The sequence below is a fragment of the Sinorhizobium fredii genome (assembly GCF_002944405.1).
Taxonomy (GTDB): Bacteria; Pseudomonadota; Alphaproteobacteria; order Rhizobiales; family Rhizobiaceae; genus Sinorhizobium; species Sinorhizobium fredii_C.
The window spans coordinates 643136-658803 of sequence record NZ_CP024310.1; the positions used below are offsets into that span (position 1 = coordinate 643136).

Sequence of the window (15668 nt, forward strand, 5' to 3'; positions counted from 1 at the left end):
TCGGAAGGAGTTGGAAATGCGACATACATGGCGTTGGTTCGGGCCGGTGGACCGGGTGAGCGTCCAGGACGCGGCGCAGGCCGGCGCGCAAGGGATTGTCACCGCGCTGCATCACATCCCGACCGGGGATGTCTGGCCGGTGGGCGAGATCGAGAAGCGCCAGCAGGAGGTTCGCAACGGCGGCCTCGAATGGGAGGTGGTGGAGAGCGTTCCGGTATCCGAAAGCATCAAGACGCAGACGGGGCCCTGGCGCGATCATCTCGCCAACTGGCAGGAGACACTGCGCCGCCTTTCGGCGGCAGGCATCCGGACCGTCTGCTACAATTTCATGCCGGTGCTCGATTGGACGCGGACCGATCTGCGCTGGACCGCCCGTCACGGCGCCAAGGCCATGCGCTTTGACCGGATCGACTTCGTTGCCTTCGACCTCTATCTGCTACAGCGGCCGGGGGCTGCCGAAGACTACGACGCGGAGACGCGCGAGGCGGCGGAACGGCGCTTTCGCGCGATGACCGAGGAGCGCCGGCTTGGCCTCTCCCGCAACATCGGCGCGGGGCTTCCGGGCTCAGCCGACGGCTACAGCCTGCCTCAGCTTCGCGAGCACTTGCAGACCTATGCCGGTATCGGCCGCGACAAGCTGCAGCGCCACCTCGTCGAATTCCTTGCCGAAGTGACGCCGGTCGCCGAGCGGGTCGGCATCAATATCTGCGCCCATCCGGACGATCCGCCGTGGCCGCTGCTCGGCCTGCCGCGCATTCTCTCGACCGCCGAGGACTATGCCTTCATGCTCAAGGAGGTTGACAGCCCGGCGAACGGTGTCACCTTCTGCACCGGCTCGCTCGGGGCTCGCGCCGCCAACGACTTGCCGGCGATGGTGAGCCAGTTCGCTCCGCGCATCCATTTCATTCATCTCCGCAATGTTCGCCGGGAGGAGGAGCGGACGCCGTGCTCCTTCTACGAGGACGAGCATCTGGAAGGCCACACCGACATGGTGGCGGTGATCGCCGAACTGCTCACCGAGGAGAAACGCCGTCGCGCCGCCGGACGGGCGGATCACCAGATCCCGATGCGGCCGGATCACGGCCAGGAGATTCTCGACGACATCACCCGCGGCGCCCAGCCGGGCTACCCGGCGATCGGCCGGCTGAAGGGGCTCGCGGAACTGCGCGGCATCGAACGGGCCCTGTCGCACGCCACCTATGGGCTGTCATGATCAGGGAATGGCAGTCTGGGTCGGCGGCTGCCTGGCGAACAGCCGTTTGATACCTGCGGCAAGAGCCTCCATGTAGAGGTAGATCACCGGCGTCACGAACAGCGTCAGCGGCTGCGAGACGAGCAGGCCGCCGACGACGGCAACGCCGAGCGGCTGGCGCAATTCGGCGCTGGCGCCGCTGCCGAGCGCGATCGGCAGCGTGCCCATGAGCGCGGCCAACGACGTCATCAGGATCGGGCGGAACCGCATCAGGCACGCCCGGTGGATCGCCTCTTCGGCCGGCAGTCCGTCGCGCTGCAGCGAGAGCGCCACGTCGATCATCATGATCGCATTCTTCTTGACGATGCCAATCAGCATCAGCAGCCCGATGACCGCGATGATCGACAGGTCGAAGCCGCCGAGGCTGATCGCGACAAGCGCGCCGGAGGCCGCCGATGGCAGGCCGGAGAGGATCGTCAGCGGGTGGATGACGCTCTCATAGAGAATTCCGAGCACGATATAGATCGTCAGGATCGCGCCGAGGATCAGCCAGGCTTGGTTGGACACGGCATCCTGGAATAGTTGGGCGGTGCCGTAGAAACGGGTCGTGACGTCGGCCGGCATGCCGATCTCGGCCTTCAGGCGGCCGATCTCTTCGACGCTGTTGCCGAGAGCCACGCCGGTCGGCAGGTTGTAGGAGATCGTCACGGCCGGCAACTGCCCGAGCTGGTTGACCGTCAGCGGCCCAGGAACCGTGTCGACCCGGGCAAAGGCACCGAGCGGCACCAGCCTGTTGTTTGCGGCCGGCACCTGCAGTTCGGCAAGCGAGGCGGCGGACCAGCTTTTTGCCGGATCGACTTCCATGATCACCTCGTAGCTGTCGCCGGAGGTGTAGATGGTCGAGATCTGTTCCGAGCCGAAGCCGCCATAGAGCGTCGAGCGCAGCACGTCCGTCGAAATGCCGAGTGCCGCGGCCTTGTCGCGGTCGACGACGAGGCGTGCCTCCGGGGCATTGTTCTCGAGGTCGGTGCTGACATCAGTGAAGAAGGCCCGGTCGTCCCGCATCGCCTCCGTCAGCTTGTCCGCCCACTGGTTCATAGCCGCCTGGTCGAGACCCTGGACGACGAGCTGGTACTGGCTGGCGGTGCTGCGCGCACCGACGGAGAGGTTCTGCACCGGCGAGATGTAGGCCCTGATGCCAGCGAGGTTGGCGAGTGCCGGACGCAATTTTGCAAGCACCTCGGGCAGCGCCGGTCGTTCGGTCTTCGGCTTCAATTCGACGAAGAGCCTGCCGGAGTTCAAGGCCAAGGAGCCTGCCCCGCCCGAGCCGATCGAGCTTGCCACATGCGCGACATAGGGCGAGCGCGCGAAGATGTCTTCGACCTTGGCCTGCAGCGCCGACATGGCGGCGAAGGAAATATCCGTCCGTGCCTGCGTCGTCACCTGAAGCTCGCCGATGTCCTCCTGCGGGAAGAAGCCCTTCGGTGTGGCACTGACCTGATAGACCGTCACGCCGATGCTCGCCAAGAACAGGAGGAGGACGGCGAACTTCGCACGGAGGCACAGGGTGAGCAGCCGCTCATAGCCGCGAAGCAGCGCATCGAATCCGCGCTCGAGCAGCGCGCCGACCCCGTGCCTGTCGTCCGGATCGGCGGACTTTTCGGGGAGGCGCGCCGCCAGCATCGGCGTCAGCGTCAAGGAGACGAATGCGGAGGCGAGGATCGAAATGGTGACGACGATGGCGAACTCGTTGAAGATCTTGCCGATCACGCCGCCCATCAAGAGGACCGGAATGAAGACCGCTACCAGAGAGAGCGAGATCGCGATAATGGTGAAACCGATCTCCGTTGAGGCGGCGATCGCCGCCTCAAAGGCGTTCTGTCCCGTCTCCTCCATATGCCGGACGATGTTCTCCAGCATGACGATGGCATCGTCGACGACGAGGCCGACCGAGAGCGTCAGCGCCATCAGGGAAATGTTGTCGATCGAGAATCCCAGCGCATACATTACCGCGAATGTGGCGATGATCGAGATCGGCACGGCCAGCGCCGGAATGAGCGTCGCCCACAGGCGGCGCACGAAGATGAAGATCACCAGGATCACCAGCCCGATCGTCAGGCCCAGTGTGAATTCGACGTCGTCGACGGCACCCCGGACAGAGACGGAGCGGTCGTTGAGCGTCTCCAGAGACGCTCCCGCCGGCAGGGACTGGCGGAACGTCGGCAGCATCGCCTTGACCTTGTCGACGACGGCCACCGTATTGGCATCGGGCTGGCGCTGAACGGCGAGGATGATCGCTCGCGAGCCGTCATGCCAGCTTGCGGTCTGGGTGTTGGCGACGGAGTCGATGACCTTGGTAACGTCGCCGAGCCGAACCGCCTTGCCGTCGGCCGTCTTGACGATCAGCTTGGAAAATCCGGCTGCATTCTGCAATTGCGTGTCGGCAACGATCGTCATCTGCCGCCCGGTCGATTGCACCGTCCCGAGCGGCGAATTGTCGTTCGCCGCGGCGATGGCGGCCTGCAGCTCGGCGAGCGAAATGCCGCGCGCGGCAAGCGCGTTTGGGTCGATTTCGATGCGTACCGCGAACTGCTGGCTACCGAAAATCGAGACTTCCGCCACGCCCTCGAGAGTCGAAAGCGACGGCGAGATCACCTGCTGGGCAAAGGCATCGAGCTTTGTGAGCGGCACCGTATCGCTCTTCAGGGCAAGGAGCAGCACCGGCGCGTCGGCCGGATTGACCTTGCGGAAGCTCGGCGGCGAGGGCATGTCCTGCGGCAGCGTCCGCAGCGTACGGGTAATCGCCGCCTGGACGTCGGCCGCCGCTGCATCGATATCGCGGTCGAGCGCGAACTGGATGGAGATCGAGGTCGCACCGAGGGAATTGTTCGTCGATACGCTGTCGATCCCCGCGATGGTGTTGAATTGCTTGATGAGCGGGGTTGCGACCGAGGTCGCCATCGTCTCGGGCGAGGCGCCCGGCAGCGACGCGGAGACGTTGATGACCGGAAAGTCGGTCCGCGGCAGGGCCGTAACGGGCAGCGCCGCATAGGCGAAGAGACCGGCAAAGACGAGCGCCAGCGACATCAGCAGCGTTGCGACGGGACGGCGGATGCAGAATTCGCAAATCGACATGACCCTTTTCCATGACTTGCCGGCTGGAGCATTTGCAGACAGCTGGGATCACCTGAAGCCGCACAGATGCGGCAAAAACAAACGAATAGAGCGGCGCGAACGTTGGGCGTCCCGCTCTACTGGACGACGCGTGCCTTGTCGCCTGCCTTGAGATGCAACTGACCTTCGGTCACGACCCGGTCGCCGGCGGAGAGCCCCGAGCGGATCGCGGCGTCCTGTCCGTTGTTGGCGGCGACGACGACCGGGCGGAGTTCGACAGTGTCGTCGGCGTTCAGCCGGTAGACGAAATCCCCTTTCTGGCCGGCCTGGACGGCGACGGCGGGAATGACGGGCGTCTTCGAAAGCGTCGTCTCCTCGATATCGACGTCGACATACTGGCCCGGCCAGAGCTTCTCTTCGGCATTGTCGAACTTGGCGCGCATCAGCACCGTCCCCGTCGCCGTATCGACGGCGGAATCGATGAAATCCAGGACGCCCGTGCCGATGACCTCGCGGGTGCCGCTGAGCCGCGCCGTGACCCGAGGCGGGGCGCCTGACAGAAGCCGGTTCTTGAAGGCCTGCAGATGGTTCTCGGGCAAATGAAAGGCGACTTCGATCGGATCGATGGCGGTAATGGTGACGAGGCTCGTTCCCGAGGTGCTGTTGCCGACGAGATCGCCGATCGTGACCTCAACCGCACCGAGGCGGCCGCCGATCGGGGCGCGAATGCGCGTCAGGTCGATCGACACCTTGTCCGCTTCCACCGCCGCCTGGTCGGCCGCGACCGTGGCCTTGGCCGATTGCTGTGCCGAGAGCGCGCTATCATAGGCCTGCTGCGTGCCGGTGTTGTCGTCGCGCAAGGTCCTCGCCCGGTCGAGCTCGATCGCGGCGTCGGCAAGCAGCGCCGTGTCCTTCGCCAAGATCGCTTCATCACGGCTGAGGTCGGCCTGCAGGGCGCGGTCGTCGAGCGAAAACAGGAGGTCGCCCGCCCTGACCGTCTGCCCGTCCTTGACGTGAATGCCGACGATCTGGCTCGATATGCGCGCCTTGACTTCGACGGTCTCCGGCGCCTGCACATTGGCGAAGGTGCTGATGACGACGGGAAAGTCTTGCTGCTCGACTTGCGTAACCTGGACTGCGGTGGCCTGAGAAGAGGCGCCGTGGGCAGCCTTGTCGGTTCTTCCGGCCACACCGTCCGCGTGGGCATCGGCCGCGTCGAACAACGCCAAACCGGGGACCTTCGTAACAAGGGGCGCAATGGCAATGCCGGCAAGCATTGAGCCCAAAGCAATCGCAGCAATGACGACCCGGCTGGACATAGGACGCGCTCCTCGCAAGAGCATCGGGGCCGCCCGGGGCCGCCGATCTTGCCACCAGCATCTAGAAGAAGCGGGGGGCGCGTCCAGTGTTATTTCAATAGGTTACGAAGATTTAATCCGGCCTGCGCAGGGGTCGGCGAGTTCGGAGCCAGCCATGGCTTGGATATTTTGCTCATCGGGCCGATTGGCCTCGATCTCCAGCTTTTGAGCGGCGCGACGCAGGTGCTGCCATTCCTTTTCAAAACGCAGGAACACTTCGGTCGACATAAACCTCGGCTGCATATGATCTCCTCACGCTGCGACTTGAAACACGCAGGCCGCGATTTTGGTTCCCCAGCCATCTTCGGATGCGGCCGATCATTGCTGACGACGCCGGAGGCGCACCTTAGCCGCAGGTCCCGATCAAATAGGTGAACCGCGCAGCTGCTGATCGGTTATACTGCGGGGTCCACCTATCGCCCCTCGAACTGGAGAGGCCGCCGCGCAGCTGGCTGCGAAACGGCGGCCTCAGGCAGTACGCCACAGAACCAATTCCACTCCTGCAGCAGGCACCCGTCAAGGTTTAGCGATTAGTTAATTCGAGCTACAGGTTACATCGGCCAGGGAGGTAAAGATGTCCGTAGGGGCCCTGAAATCTCGCCGATGAGGCGGGACGTGCCGTCGTTAGATGGACTGCAAGGTCCAGGACGTGGCCGCGAGAATGAGGCCGATTGTCAGCACAATGCCGATGCCGTATTTCATCATCTTCATGCGGCGCGTGCGTTCGCCGGTCCAGTCGTAGCTCATCATGCGCTCCGAGCGATATTGCGCTTCGACCCGGAAAATTGAACCGAATTTGTTAATAAAACGGAAACCGAGGGTTTTCCTCAGTCGTCTGCCCTTAGGATGAAAGCCAAACGTCAAATGCTTACAGTCCGTCTGAGCGCAGATAAGTATAAGTTTAATAAAAAATTCTGAAAACTGCTGATTGAACAGATCAATAGTCTGCTTACGGCAGCTTCTCGCTACCTCTACCTTCGGAACAGCTCCTTTTGAATAATTTACCATCATTGGAAAAACCTTACGCAGGTTAACGCTTGCTCTCGGCATTCCGTCTATACACTCAGCTCAGATTGCGGGCTTCAGAGTGAATCTCAGATGTGTGGTTTTAGCGGCTATTTTGGCTCGATACGGGATGGAAGGGCGCTTCTCGAAACGATGACGGCCGCGATCGCGCATCGGGGACCGGACGAGCAGGGCATTTTCACCGCTCCCGAAGTCGGTCTCGGCCATGTGCGGCTCTCCATCGTCGGGCTCGGCGACGGCCAGCAGCCGATGTCGGATGCGAGCGGCGAACTGACGATCGCCTTCAACGGTGAAATCTTCAACTATGTGGAATTGAGGGACGAGCTTCGCGCCAAGGGGCGCCGTTTCCGCACCTCGAGCGACACCGAGGTCATCCTGCACCTCTATGAGGAGATGGGCGAGGCCTGCGTCTCGCTGCTCAATGGCGATTTCGCCTTCGCGATCTGGGATGCCCGCCGCCGCCGGATGATGCTGGCGCGCGACCGCATGGGGGTGCGCCCGCTCTTCTACACCGCGCATGCCGGCACATTTTATTTCGCCTCCGAGGTCAAGGCGCTCCTGAAGGTGCCGGGCATCTCGGCGGAGATCGATCCGATCGCGCTCGACCAGATATTCACCCTCTGGGCGCCGATCGCGCCCCGCACGCCTTTTCGCAATATCCTAGAGCTCGAACCGGCCCACCTGATGGTCGTCGACGAGCGTGGCGTCACGACGAGGCCCTATTGGCAGCTTCAATACCCGGACCGGGATCAACCAGCCGGTCCGGTGGACCAAAGGACCGCAGCCGAGGACCTGCGTGCGCTCTTGACCGACGCCACCCGCATCCGCATGCGGGCCGACGTACCGGTCGGCGCCTATCTCTCCGGCGGGCTCGATTCCTCGATCGTCGCGGCTCTAGCGGCCGGCATGACGCCGCAGGGGCTTCGCACCTTCTCCGTCACCTTCGACAGCGCCGAGCATGACGAAAGCGCCTTCCAGCTTGAAATGGCTGCGGCGCTCGGGACCGAGCACCATGCGATCGCCTGCCGCGAGGGCGACATCGCCAGGGTCTTTCCGGAGGTCATCCGCTTCACCGAAAGACCGATCATCCGCACGGCACCGGCGCCGCTCTATCAATTGTCCGGACTGGTGCGGGAGGCGGGCCTCAAGGTCGTGCTCACCGGCGAAGGAGCCGACGAGGTATTTGCCGGCTACGATATCTTCAAGGAAGCCCGGGTGCGTCGTTTCTGCGGCCGCCAGCCAGGCTCGCGCATCCGGCCACATCTCTTCCGCAAACTCTATCCCTATCTGCCGGGCCTCAAGCAGCAGTCGCCGGAATATCTCGCCGCCTTTTTCGGCGCCAGCGACGAGCGGCTCGACGATCCGCTCTTTTCGCATCGACCGCGCTTTAAGGGAACTGCCGCGACGAAACTGTTCTTCTCCGCCGACCTGCGCAGCCAATTGGGGGACTACGACGCCGCTGCCGAGCTTGTCGGCCGGCTGCCGCAGGATTTCGGTCGATGGCACCCGCTGCACCAGGCGCAATATCTCGAAAGCCGCTTCCTGCTGCCCGGCTACATCCTCTCCAGCCAGGGCGACCGCATGGCAATGGCCCGCGGGGTGGAGGGCCGCTTCCCCTTCCTGGACCATCGGCTCGTCGAATTCGCCGCGACGCTGCCGCCGGAGATGAAACTTAAAGGCCTGACGGAAAAGCACATCCTGCGCGAGGCGACGAAGGATCTGCTGCCGCCTGCGATCGGCAGGCGGGTGAAGCAGCCCTACCGCGCGCCCGACAGCCACTCCTTCACCGGCGCCGGCGCACGCGACTATGTTCGCGGCGCCCTCAGCGCGGAAGCGATTAGCGAAGGCGGCCTGTTCAATGCCGCGGCGGTGGCGAAGCTCTACGAAAAGTGCCGCTCGCGCCCGGCCTCGGGCTTCCGCGACAACGCCGGCTTCGTCGGCATCCTGTCGACGCAGCTGTGGCTGCGGACATTCACGGGGACCGGCTTCCGCAAGGCGGAAGCGGCCTGAAACGAAAGCAGTGAAAGGAAACCACATGACGCAGACGATCAAGGAGAAGGTCAGGACCTTCATCATCGATAATTTTCTCTTCGGCGACACCTCCTACGAACTCGGCGATACCGCGTCGCTGATCGAGAACGACGTCGTCGATTCGACCGCCGTCCTGGAGCTCGTCGCCTTCATCGAGGACCAGTTCGGGATCGCGATGACGGACGCCGATATCGTCCCGGCGAACCTCGATTCGCTGGCGCGAATTGCGGCCTTCATCGAGGTGAAAGCAGTGCCGGTCACGGCGTAAGCGGCGGCGGGGCGGGGGCACTACGAAGATGAGGTTCGAGCAATTCCTCACCAGGAACGCCGCGGCGCACGGGGCAAAGACGGCGCTGGTCACCGACCGTAAGCGGTTGAGCTACAGGGAACTGGACGATCTTTCGTCGCGGCTTGCCGCCGCGCTCGCAGCGAGCGGCGTCAACGCCAACGACCGTGTTCTGGTCTTCATGGACAATTGCTGGGAAGCGGCCGTGGCGATCTTCGCGATCCTCAAGGCCGGCGCGACATTCAGCCCGATCAACGCCTCCACCAAGGCCGACAAGCTCGCCTATATCATCGCCGATTGCGAGGCGGCGGCGATCCTGACGCAGGCGAAGCTGATGCCGGTCGTCACTGAGGCGCGCGCGTTTTCTGCCGCCAGGCCGCTTTTCGTCGCCTCGACCGCCGCGCCCGGCGGCAGCACGCCCGAGGGCGCGGCCTCCTTCGAAGAGTCCCTGACGGCCGAGCCCTTGCGCGTGCTTCACGGTGGCATCGACGTCGATCTTGCCATGCTGATCTACACGTCCGGTTCGACCGGCCGTCCCAAGGGCGTGATGATGACGCATCGCAATATCGATGCGGCGTCGGAATCGATCACCACCTATTTGCGCAACACGCCGGACGACATCATCCTGAACGTCCTGCCGCTTGCCTTCGACTATGGCCTCTATCAGCTGCTGATGACGATCCGGCTCGGCGCCACGCTCGTCCTCGAAAAGTCCTTCGCCTTCCCGCAGGCGATCTTCGAGCGAATTCGCGCCGAAGGCGTCACTGGTTTCCCGCTGGTTCCGACGATGGCCGCGATGATCCTGCAGATGCGCGACCTCGAGCCCGGCTTCCTGCCGAGCTTACGCTATATCTCCAATACCGCCGCAGCTTTGCCGCCGGCGCACATCGCCCGCCTGCGCGAGCTTTTCCCGTCGGCGCGGCTCTATTCAATGTACGGCCTGACGGAGTGCAAGCGCTGCACCTATCTGCCGCCGGACGAACTCGATCGCCGGCCGGGTTCGGTCGGAATCGCGATTCCGAACACCGAAGCCTTCGTGGTCGACGACGACGGCAAGCGCGCGCCGCCGGGCGTTCCGGGTGAACTGGTGATCCGCGGGCCCCACGTCATGCAAGGCTACTGGCGTAACGAGGCAGCCACCGAACGCATGCTGCGCCCGGGTCCGAACCCGTGGGAAAGGGTGCTCTATACGGGCGACCTCTTCCGCACCGACGATGAGGGCTTCCTTTATTTCGTCGGCCGCAAGGACGACATCATCAAGACGCGCGGCGAGAAGGTGGCGCCGAAGGAGGTCGAGACCGTTTTGCACGCCCATCCGGGGGTCGCCGAGGCGGTCGTCATCGCCGTGCCCGACCCGGTGCTCGGGGCTGCGATCGGCGCTCTCGTCGTCCGCTCCGACGCGGCGCTCACCGAGAAGGACATCATCCGCCACTGCGCCCGTCACCTCGAGGATTTCATGGTGCCGAAGATCGTCGAATTCCGCACCGAGCTGCCGAAGACGGACACGGGCAAGGTGAGCCGCAGGCTGGCGGCCGAGACATTGGAGGCAGCAGAATGAACATCCGCCCCGATCAGGAGACGTTCGTCTTCTCCGCCGACAGCTTGAAGATCGACGACGCCACGGAGACCGAACGCATCGTCTCGGGCTTGCGCGCGCAATTGCGCGGCATGCGCAAGCGCGGGCTGGTGCTCGGGCTTTCGGGAGGCATCGATTCGAGTGTTTCGGTCGCGCTGGCCGTACGCGCCGTCGGCGCCAAGAATGTCTTCTGCCTGTTCATGCCGGAAAACGATTCCGATCCTGAAAGCCTCCGGCTCGGCCGGCTGGTGGCCGAGACCTTCGGCGTCGAAGCGGTCGTCGAAGATATCGGGCCGACGCTTGCTGCCATGGGTTGCTACGCGCGCCGCGACGCCTTCATCCGGGAACTCGTGCCGGATTACGGGCCGGGCTGGGCGTCGAAAATAGTCATCGCCAATGCGCTCGAAGGCGAAGGCTACAACATTTCCTCTCTGGTGGTTCAGGACCCCGAGGGCAAGCGGACGAAGCTGCGCATGCCGCCCTCCGTCTATCTCGGCATCGTCGCCGCCACCAACATGAAGCAGCGCACCCGCAAGCAGCTAGAATATTACCACGCCGACCGGCTGAACTTCGCCGTGCTCGGCACCCCGAACCGGCTCGAATACGACCAGGGCTTCTTTGTGAAGAACGGCGACGGCGCGGCCGACGTCAAGCCGATCGCCCATCTCTACAAGTCGCAGGTCTATGCGCTTGCCGCTCATCTCGGCGTTCCGGAGGAAATCCGCCGCCGGCCGCCCACCACCGACACCTATTCGCTCGAACAGACGCAGGAAGAATTCTATTTCTCGCTGCCCTACGACCGGATGGATCTCTGCCTCTACGGCCTCAACACCGGCCTCACCGCCGAAGAGGTCGGCCGCGCCGCAAATCTCTCCGCAGCGCAGGTCGAGCGCGTCTGGGCGGACATTGTCGCAAAGCGCAAGGCGACTCGCTTTTTGCATCTCGGACCGCAGCTCGTGCAGCCCGTTGCGGAAATCGGCGAGTGAAGCGGCGCGCGGGGCGCCCTATTCGCCCCGGCAGCTTCTCTGAACGGGCCCTCTGACATTCCCCCGGCGGTTCGCTGCCGATGCGTATTTTTTCAAGTTAGCGCTGCTATTTCAAAGTTTACGTTCTGCAAGGCGATCGACGCGCGATCGCCCGCTCAGCGGCATGTCTGGGATATTTTTCGTCCGGTCTCAACTAATCTCCAGCCCCGGGCAGGCTAGGGGAATTAACCATTTGTTAACCGTGACTCGCCTACATCTGAGGCAACGAAAAATTAACGTAGATGACCAAAGTGCTAACAGACACCCGCTCGATCCGCATCAAGGGCCGCTCGTTCCTGGCACTGGTGCTTTCACCGGAGCCGCCGCTCGATGCCTGGCTCACCCGCCTCGACGATTTGGCCTCGCGCTCCGCCGGGTTCTTCCTGGGGCGGCCGGTCGTTCTCGACGTCGCCGACCTCGAAATCGACCGGGCCGAGCTCAAGAAACTGATCGACGAGCTCGGCAAGCGCAATGTCCGGATCATGGGCATCGAAGGCGGCCGCCCGTCGCTCTTCGAGCCCGGCATGCCGCCGGCGATGAAGGGCGGTCGCCCGGCTCCGGATATCGAGATTCCGGCCGAGTCGAGTACCGAATCGGCTGGTGCGGCGCCGGCCACGGCCGTGGCGCCGAGCGTCCAGGTGGAGCCGCAGGCGGCGCGGGCGATCTCGTCGATCGTCATCCGCGAGCCGGTGCGCTCCGGCCAGTCGGTGATCTTCCCGGAAGGCGACGTGACCGTGGTCGGATCGGTCGCCTCGGGTGCGGAAATCATCGCCGGGGGCTCGGTGCATGTCTACGGGACGCTGAGGGGTCGGGCGCTCGCCGGTTCGGTGGGCAACGCCTCGGCGCGAATCTTCTGCCGCCGGCTCGAAGCGGAGCTCTTGGCAATCGATGGCGTCTACAAGACGGCGGAAGACATGGCACCCAATCTTCGCGGACAGGCGGTTCAGCTCTGGCTGGAAGGCGATTCGATCATGGCAGAGAGACTTAACTGAGCCGATGACCGGCCAGCATACAGGAGCGGGAAGATGGCGAAAGTAATCGTTGTTACATCGGGTAAGGGTGGCGTCGGCAAGACGACATCGACCGCCGCGCTTGGCGCGGCGCTGGCGCAGAGGAACGAAAAGACGGTTGTCGTCGACTTCGACGTCGGCCTGCGCAATCTCGACCTCGTCATGGGCGCCGAGCGGAGGGTCGTCTACGACCTCGTCAACGTCATCCAGGGCGACGCCAAGCTGCCGCAGGCGCTGATCCGCGACAAGCGCCTCGACACGCTCTTCCTGTTGCCAGCCTCGCAGACCCGCGACAAGGACAGCCTGACGCCGGAGGGCGTCGAGAAGGTGATGGCCGAGCTCAAGAAGCACTTCGACTGGATCATCTGCGACAGCCCGGCCGGGATCGAGCGCGGCGCGACGCTTGCCATGCGGCACGCCGACATCGCCGTCATCGTCACCAATCCGGAAGTCTCGTCGGTGCGCGACTCCGATCGCATCATCGGCCTTCTCGATGCCAAGACCGAACGGGCCGAGCGCGGTGAGCGGGTGGAAAAGCACCTGCTGCTGACGCGCTATGACCAGGCCCGCGCCGAGCGCGGCGACATGCTGAAGGTCGACGATGTCCTCGAGATCCTGTCGATCCCGCTGGTCGGCATCGTGCCCGAAAGCACCGACGTCCTTAAGGCATCCAACCTCGGCGCGCCGGTTACGCTGGCTGACAGCCGAAGCGCTCCGGCGCTCGCCTATCTCGACGCCGCTCGCCGGATTGCCGGCGAAACGGTGCCGATGATCATTCCGGGCGAGAAGCGCGGGTTTCTTGGTAAATTGTTCGGACGGAGGGCAGCATGAGCATATTCCGTTTCTTCAGCAAACAGACCTCGGCGCCGACGGCGCGCGAGCGTCTGCAGGTCCTGCTCGCGCATGAACGCGCCTCGGTCGGGCACTCGGATCTCGTGGCGAAACTTCGCGAAGAGATCCTCGCCGTCATCGCCAAGCATGTGCAGCTGGACGGCGACAAGGTCACCGTCAAGATGGACCGCGGCGAAAACGTCTCGACGCTGGAAGTCGACATCGAAATCCCGCTGAACGCGGTGCGCGCGGCCTGAAGCGGAGGCGCGATCTTTACGAACCGTCGAAGGAGCCGCCGATCAGGCGGCTCCAATGCTCTCCGGCAAGGCCATTGACGAAGCCCTGCGCGTGGCGGAAGGCGTCGACGAGTTCCTCGTCGCGGGAATGGACGACGGTCGAGGCCGCGTGGACGAAGCCGATGCGGCGACCCATCATCGCTTCGAGAAGCGCCGGTTGGGTGCGACCGCGCAGCGCCGCGGCGCCCCGGGCGGCGGCATGATCGATCAGGCAGTCGAGGACGGGACCTGCCTGGCCGGGCATGGCGAGCAGCTGCAGGACACGGGCGGTCCCGCCTGGCTTCATATGGTAGAAGAACGCCCCGACCGGAGCGCCGGTGCGCGTCTTGACGGCAGCGAAGTGCGGCGCGCCGAAGTCGGGCTTCTCCGTTGCGTTCCGCAGAATGTGGTTGAACTGGCCTTCGGTCCAGGCGGGCTGCACGGCAAAGTGCCCAATCAACGGTGCGAAAAGTTCGGCAAAGGACCCGGCATCGATGTCGGCGACCTGAAACATCGCCGGAACACTGGCCTCCTTCGGAACCGCCGACCAACGCAGATCGCCGCGAGCCATTTTTCCGCGAAAGCGCTCGTCGAAGGCCCGTGCCAGGGGGCGAAGCGCGCGAACCGGCCCGATCCGGCCGGAGAGAAGCTCGACCGCAAAGCTCGCCGGGCGAAGGACGCGGACCCAGTCGAGGCTGTATTGCGGCAGCACGATGCCGCGCAGCCGCGTCCACATCTGCGTCGAGGTTTCGCTTGCCGTCTCGCTGAAGGAGAGGTCCTGCGGCCCGGCCAGAAAGGCCTTCAAGAGCCGGGCGCCGGCCATCGGGTCGCTCTCGCGGCCCTCGACCATCAGCGCGCCGCAGATGGCGGCGCGCAGCTGCCGGTCCTTGTAGCTCATCGGCAGCGCGTTAACGCCGACGAAGCCGGAAATCCGGCCGCCGTCATTGACGTGGACGAGCGGCGCGACCTCTGGATCATACCCGGGCGCTTCCAGGTAAAGGTGGCGAAGATAGTCGACGAGCGCCGGCGGCGCAGCCTGGTCGCTGTGGCGGAAGATCCTTTGGAAGAGCCCGGCAACGGCCGGAATGTCGGCGGTCGTGAGCGGACGAATGTCGCTCATCGCGCCGGTCCCTCCTTCAGCCTGCGCACGATGGCGACCCGCGCCTTGCCGTGCGCATCGTGGGCGAAGCTCACGGCTTCATAGGCCTTGGCCCGGGCGATGAGGGCTGCGGCCTGCCGGTCCTGCCCCTCGCCGAACTCGAAGAGGAGCCAGCCGCCCGGTTTCAGGAAGGCGGCGGCCTCGCGGATCAGCCGCTGGTGGATGGAAATGCCGTAGGGCCCGCCGTCGAAGGCCTCGCGCGGCTCGCTCTCGAGGAGGTGGGCGCTATCGCCGGTGAGACGCGACGTCGATATATAGGGCGGATTGCAGACGATCATGTCGACCCGGCCTTCTAGGCCGGCTCCGTCGAGCGCGGCAAAAAGGTCACCCTGGCGGATCAGCACGCGCTCTTGAAGCGACAGGCGCTCGGCATTGCGGCGCGCGAGTGCGACGGTGCTGTCGGTCAGGTCCGCCCCCCAGACCCGCGCAAGCGGAACGGCAGCGGCGATCCCGAGGGCGAGATTGCCGGAGCCGCAGCACATGTCGATGACCGTCACCGGTTCCGTCGGGCCGGCAAGCCGCGCAACGGCGTTCCGCCCGAGCAACTCCGTCTCCTCCCGAGGCACAAGCACGTCGGGGGCGAGTTCGAGTTCGATGTCCATGAAGCGGACGAGTCGAGGCGAATGGCGGTCCGCCAGCTCGGCGCCGGGAAGATAGTCGCGCTTCAGCACGAACGCTCCTTCGGGATGTTTTTCGGGTCCGCGGAGACTAGCGCATTCGGGTAAACGGAAGCTGAAAATACAATTGATGGGCGTATGTTAACCCCCCAATCATCTCTGTTCTCT

The 15668-nt window shown here is 64.4% G+C and carries 14 protein-coding genes; 8 read left to right on the forward strand and 6 right to left on the reverse strand.

Translation table 11 applies throughout. From position 1 onward, the window contains the following. Nucleotides 1-16 precede the first annotated feature (16 nt). Complete coding sequence (gene uxuA, locus NXT3_RS26780) at nt 17-1213, forward strand: mannonate dehydratase (protein WP_037419177.1); 1197 nt, start codon at nt 17-19, stop codon at nt 1211-1213. On the opposite strand, the gene NXT3_RS26785 is transcribed toward uxuA, so the two are convergent. From NXT3_RS26785 to NXT3_RS33030, 4 genes are all read right to left on the reverse strand, one after another. Continuing rightward, nucleotides 1214-4327 (reverse strand): efflux RND transporter permease subunit, encoded by a 3114-nt coding sequence (locus tag NXT3_RS26785; protein ID WP_104841010.1) that lies wholly within the window; start codon nt 4325-4327, stop codon nt 1214-1216. Between the two features lie 116 nt (nt 4328-4443). Next, nucleotides 4444-5625 (reverse strand): efflux RND transporter periplasmic adaptor subunit, encoded by a 1182-nt coding sequence (locus tag NXT3_RS26790; protein WP_037419183.1) that lies wholly within the window; start codon nt 5623-5625, stop codon nt 4444-4446. A 102-nt stretch (nt 5626-5727) separates the two neighbouring features. Then, nucleotides 5728-5907 carry a hypothetical protein gene (locus tag NXT3_RS26795; protein ID WP_037419186.1) on the reverse strand — a complete coding sequence of 60 codons (180 nt, stop codon included), beginning with the start codon at nt 5905-5907 and terminating at the stop codon, nt 5728-5730. A 381-nt stretch (nt 5908-6288) separates the two neighbouring features. Then, nucleotides 6289-6411: a hypothetical protein gene (locus tag NXT3_RS33030; protein WP_083854035.1), complete on the reverse strand. Its 123-nt coding sequence runs from the start codon at nt 6409-6411 to the stop codon at nt 6289-6291. A gap of 351 nt (nt 6412-6762) precedes the next feature. Between NXT3_RS33030 and asnB the strand changes: the two genes are divergently transcribed. From asnB to minE, 7 genes are all read left to right on the forward strand, one after another. Beyond that, a complete protein-coding gene (gene asnB, locus NXT3_RS26805; protein ID WP_097525836.1) occupies nt 6763-8700 on the forward strand; it encodes an asparagine synthase (glutamine-hydrolyzing) in 1938 nt (645 codons plus the stop codon). 25 nt (nt 8701-8725) lie between these two features. Next, nucleotides 8726-8989 (forward strand): acyl carrier protein, encoded by a 264-nt coding sequence (locus tag NXT3_RS26810; RefSeq protein ID WP_097525837.1) that lies wholly within the window; start codon nt 8726-8728, stop codon nt 8987-8989. 28 nt (nt 8990-9017) lie between these two features. Then, a complete protein-coding gene (locus NXT3_RS26815; RefSeq protein WP_037419195.1) occupies nt 9018-10565 on the forward strand; it encodes a class I adenylate-forming enzyme family protein in 1548 nt (515 codons plus the stop codon). Next, complete coding sequence (gene nadE / locus NXT3_RS26820; RefSeq protein WP_037419198.1) at nt 10562-11569, forward strand: NAD(+) synthase; 1008 nt, start codon at nt 10562-10564, stop codon at nt 11567-11569. The genes NXT3_RS26815 and nadE overlap by 4 nt, the downstream gene beginning before the upstream one ends. A gap of 281 nt (nt 11570-11850) precedes the next feature. Further along, a complete protein-coding gene (gene minC, locus NXT3_RS26825; RefSeq protein ID WP_097539047.1) occupies nt 11851-12600 on the forward strand; it encodes a septum site-determining protein MinC in 750 nt (249 codons plus the stop codon). A 33-nt stretch (nt 12601-12633) separates the two neighbouring features. Next, nucleotides 12634-13449, forward strand: a complete 816-nt coding sequence (minD, locus tag NXT3_RS26830) for a septum site-determining protein MinD (protein ID WP_037419204.1) — start codon at nt 12634-12636, stop codon at nt 13447-13449. After that, nucleotides 13446-13706: a cell division topological specificity factor MinE gene (gene minE / locus NXT3_RS26835; protein WP_037419207.1), complete on the forward strand. Its 261-nt coding sequence runs from the start codon at nt 13446-13448 to the stop codon at nt 13704-13706. Before minD ends, minE begins: the two co-directional genes overlap by 4 nt. Nucleotides 13707-13722: 16 nt before the next feature. Here minE and NXT3_RS26840 read toward each other — a convergent pair whose 3' ends face one another. Then, nucleotides 13723-14844, reverse strand: a complete 1122-nt coding sequence (locus NXT3_RS26840; protein WP_097539046.1) for a hypothetical protein — start codon at nt 14842-14844, stop codon at nt 13723-13725. Beyond that, a complete protein-coding gene (locus NXT3_RS26845; protein WP_234819757.1) occupies nt 14841-15485 on the reverse strand; it encodes a N5-glutamine methyltransferase family protein in 645 nt (214 codons plus the stop codon). Before NXT3_RS26845 ends, NXT3_RS26840 begins: the two co-directional genes overlap by 4 nt. Nucleotides 15486-15668 lie beyond the last annotated feature (183 nt).

Coding starts and splice junctions, on each gene's coding strand:
- minD (WP_037419204.1), top strand. CDS start 12,634: ATGGCGAAAGTAATCGTTGTTACATCGGGTAAGGGTGGCGTCGGCAAG.
- NXT3_RS26785 (WP_104841010.1), bottom strand. CDS start 4,327: ATGTCGATTTGCGAATTCTGCATCCGCCGTCCCGTCGCAACGCTGCTG.
- NXT3_RS26810 (WP_097525837.1), top strand. CDS start 8,726: ATGACGCAGACGATCAAGGAGAAGGTCAGGACCTTCATCATCGATAAT.
- NXT3_RS33030 (WP_083854035.1), bottom strand. CDS start 6,411: ATGAGCTACGACTGGACCGGCGAACGCACGCGCCGCATGAAGATGATG.
- NXT3_RS26790 (WP_037419183.1), bottom strand. CDS start 5,625: ATGTCCAGCCGGGTCGTCATTGCTGCGATTGCTTTGGGCTCAATGCTT.
- uxuA (WP_037419177.1), top strand. CDS start 17: ATGCGACATACATGGCGTTGGTTCGGGCCGGTGGACCGGGTGAGCGTC.
- asnB (WP_097525836.1), top strand. CDS start 6,763: ATGTGTGGTTTTAGCGGCTATTTTGGCTCGATACGGGATGGAAGGGCG.
- minC (WP_097539047.1), top strand. CDS start 11,851: ATGACCAAAGTGCTAACAGACACCCGCTCGATCCGCATCAAGGGCCGC.
- NXT3_RS26795 (WP_037419186.1), bottom strand. CDS start 5,907: ATGCAGCCGAGGTTTATGTCGACCGAAGTGTTCCTGCGTTTTGAAAAG.
- NXT3_RS26815 (WP_037419195.1), top strand. CDS start 9,018: ATGAGGTTCGAGCAATTCCTCACCAGGAACGCCGCGGCGCACGGGGCA.
- NXT3_RS26840 (WP_097539046.1), bottom strand. CDS start 14,844: ATGAGCGACATTCGTCCGCTCACGACCGCCGACATTCCGGCCGTTGCC.
- minE (WP_037419207.1), top strand. CDS start 13,446: ATGAGCATATTCCGTTTCTTCAGCAAACAGACCTCGGCGCCGACGGCG.
- nadE (WP_037419198.1), top strand. CDS start 10,562: ATGAACATCCGCCCCGATCAGGAGACGTTCGTCTTCTCCGCCGACAGC.
- NXT3_RS26845 (WP_234819757.1), bottom strand. CDS start 15,485: ATGGACATCGAACTCGAACTCGCCCCCGACGTGCTTGTGCCTCGGGAG.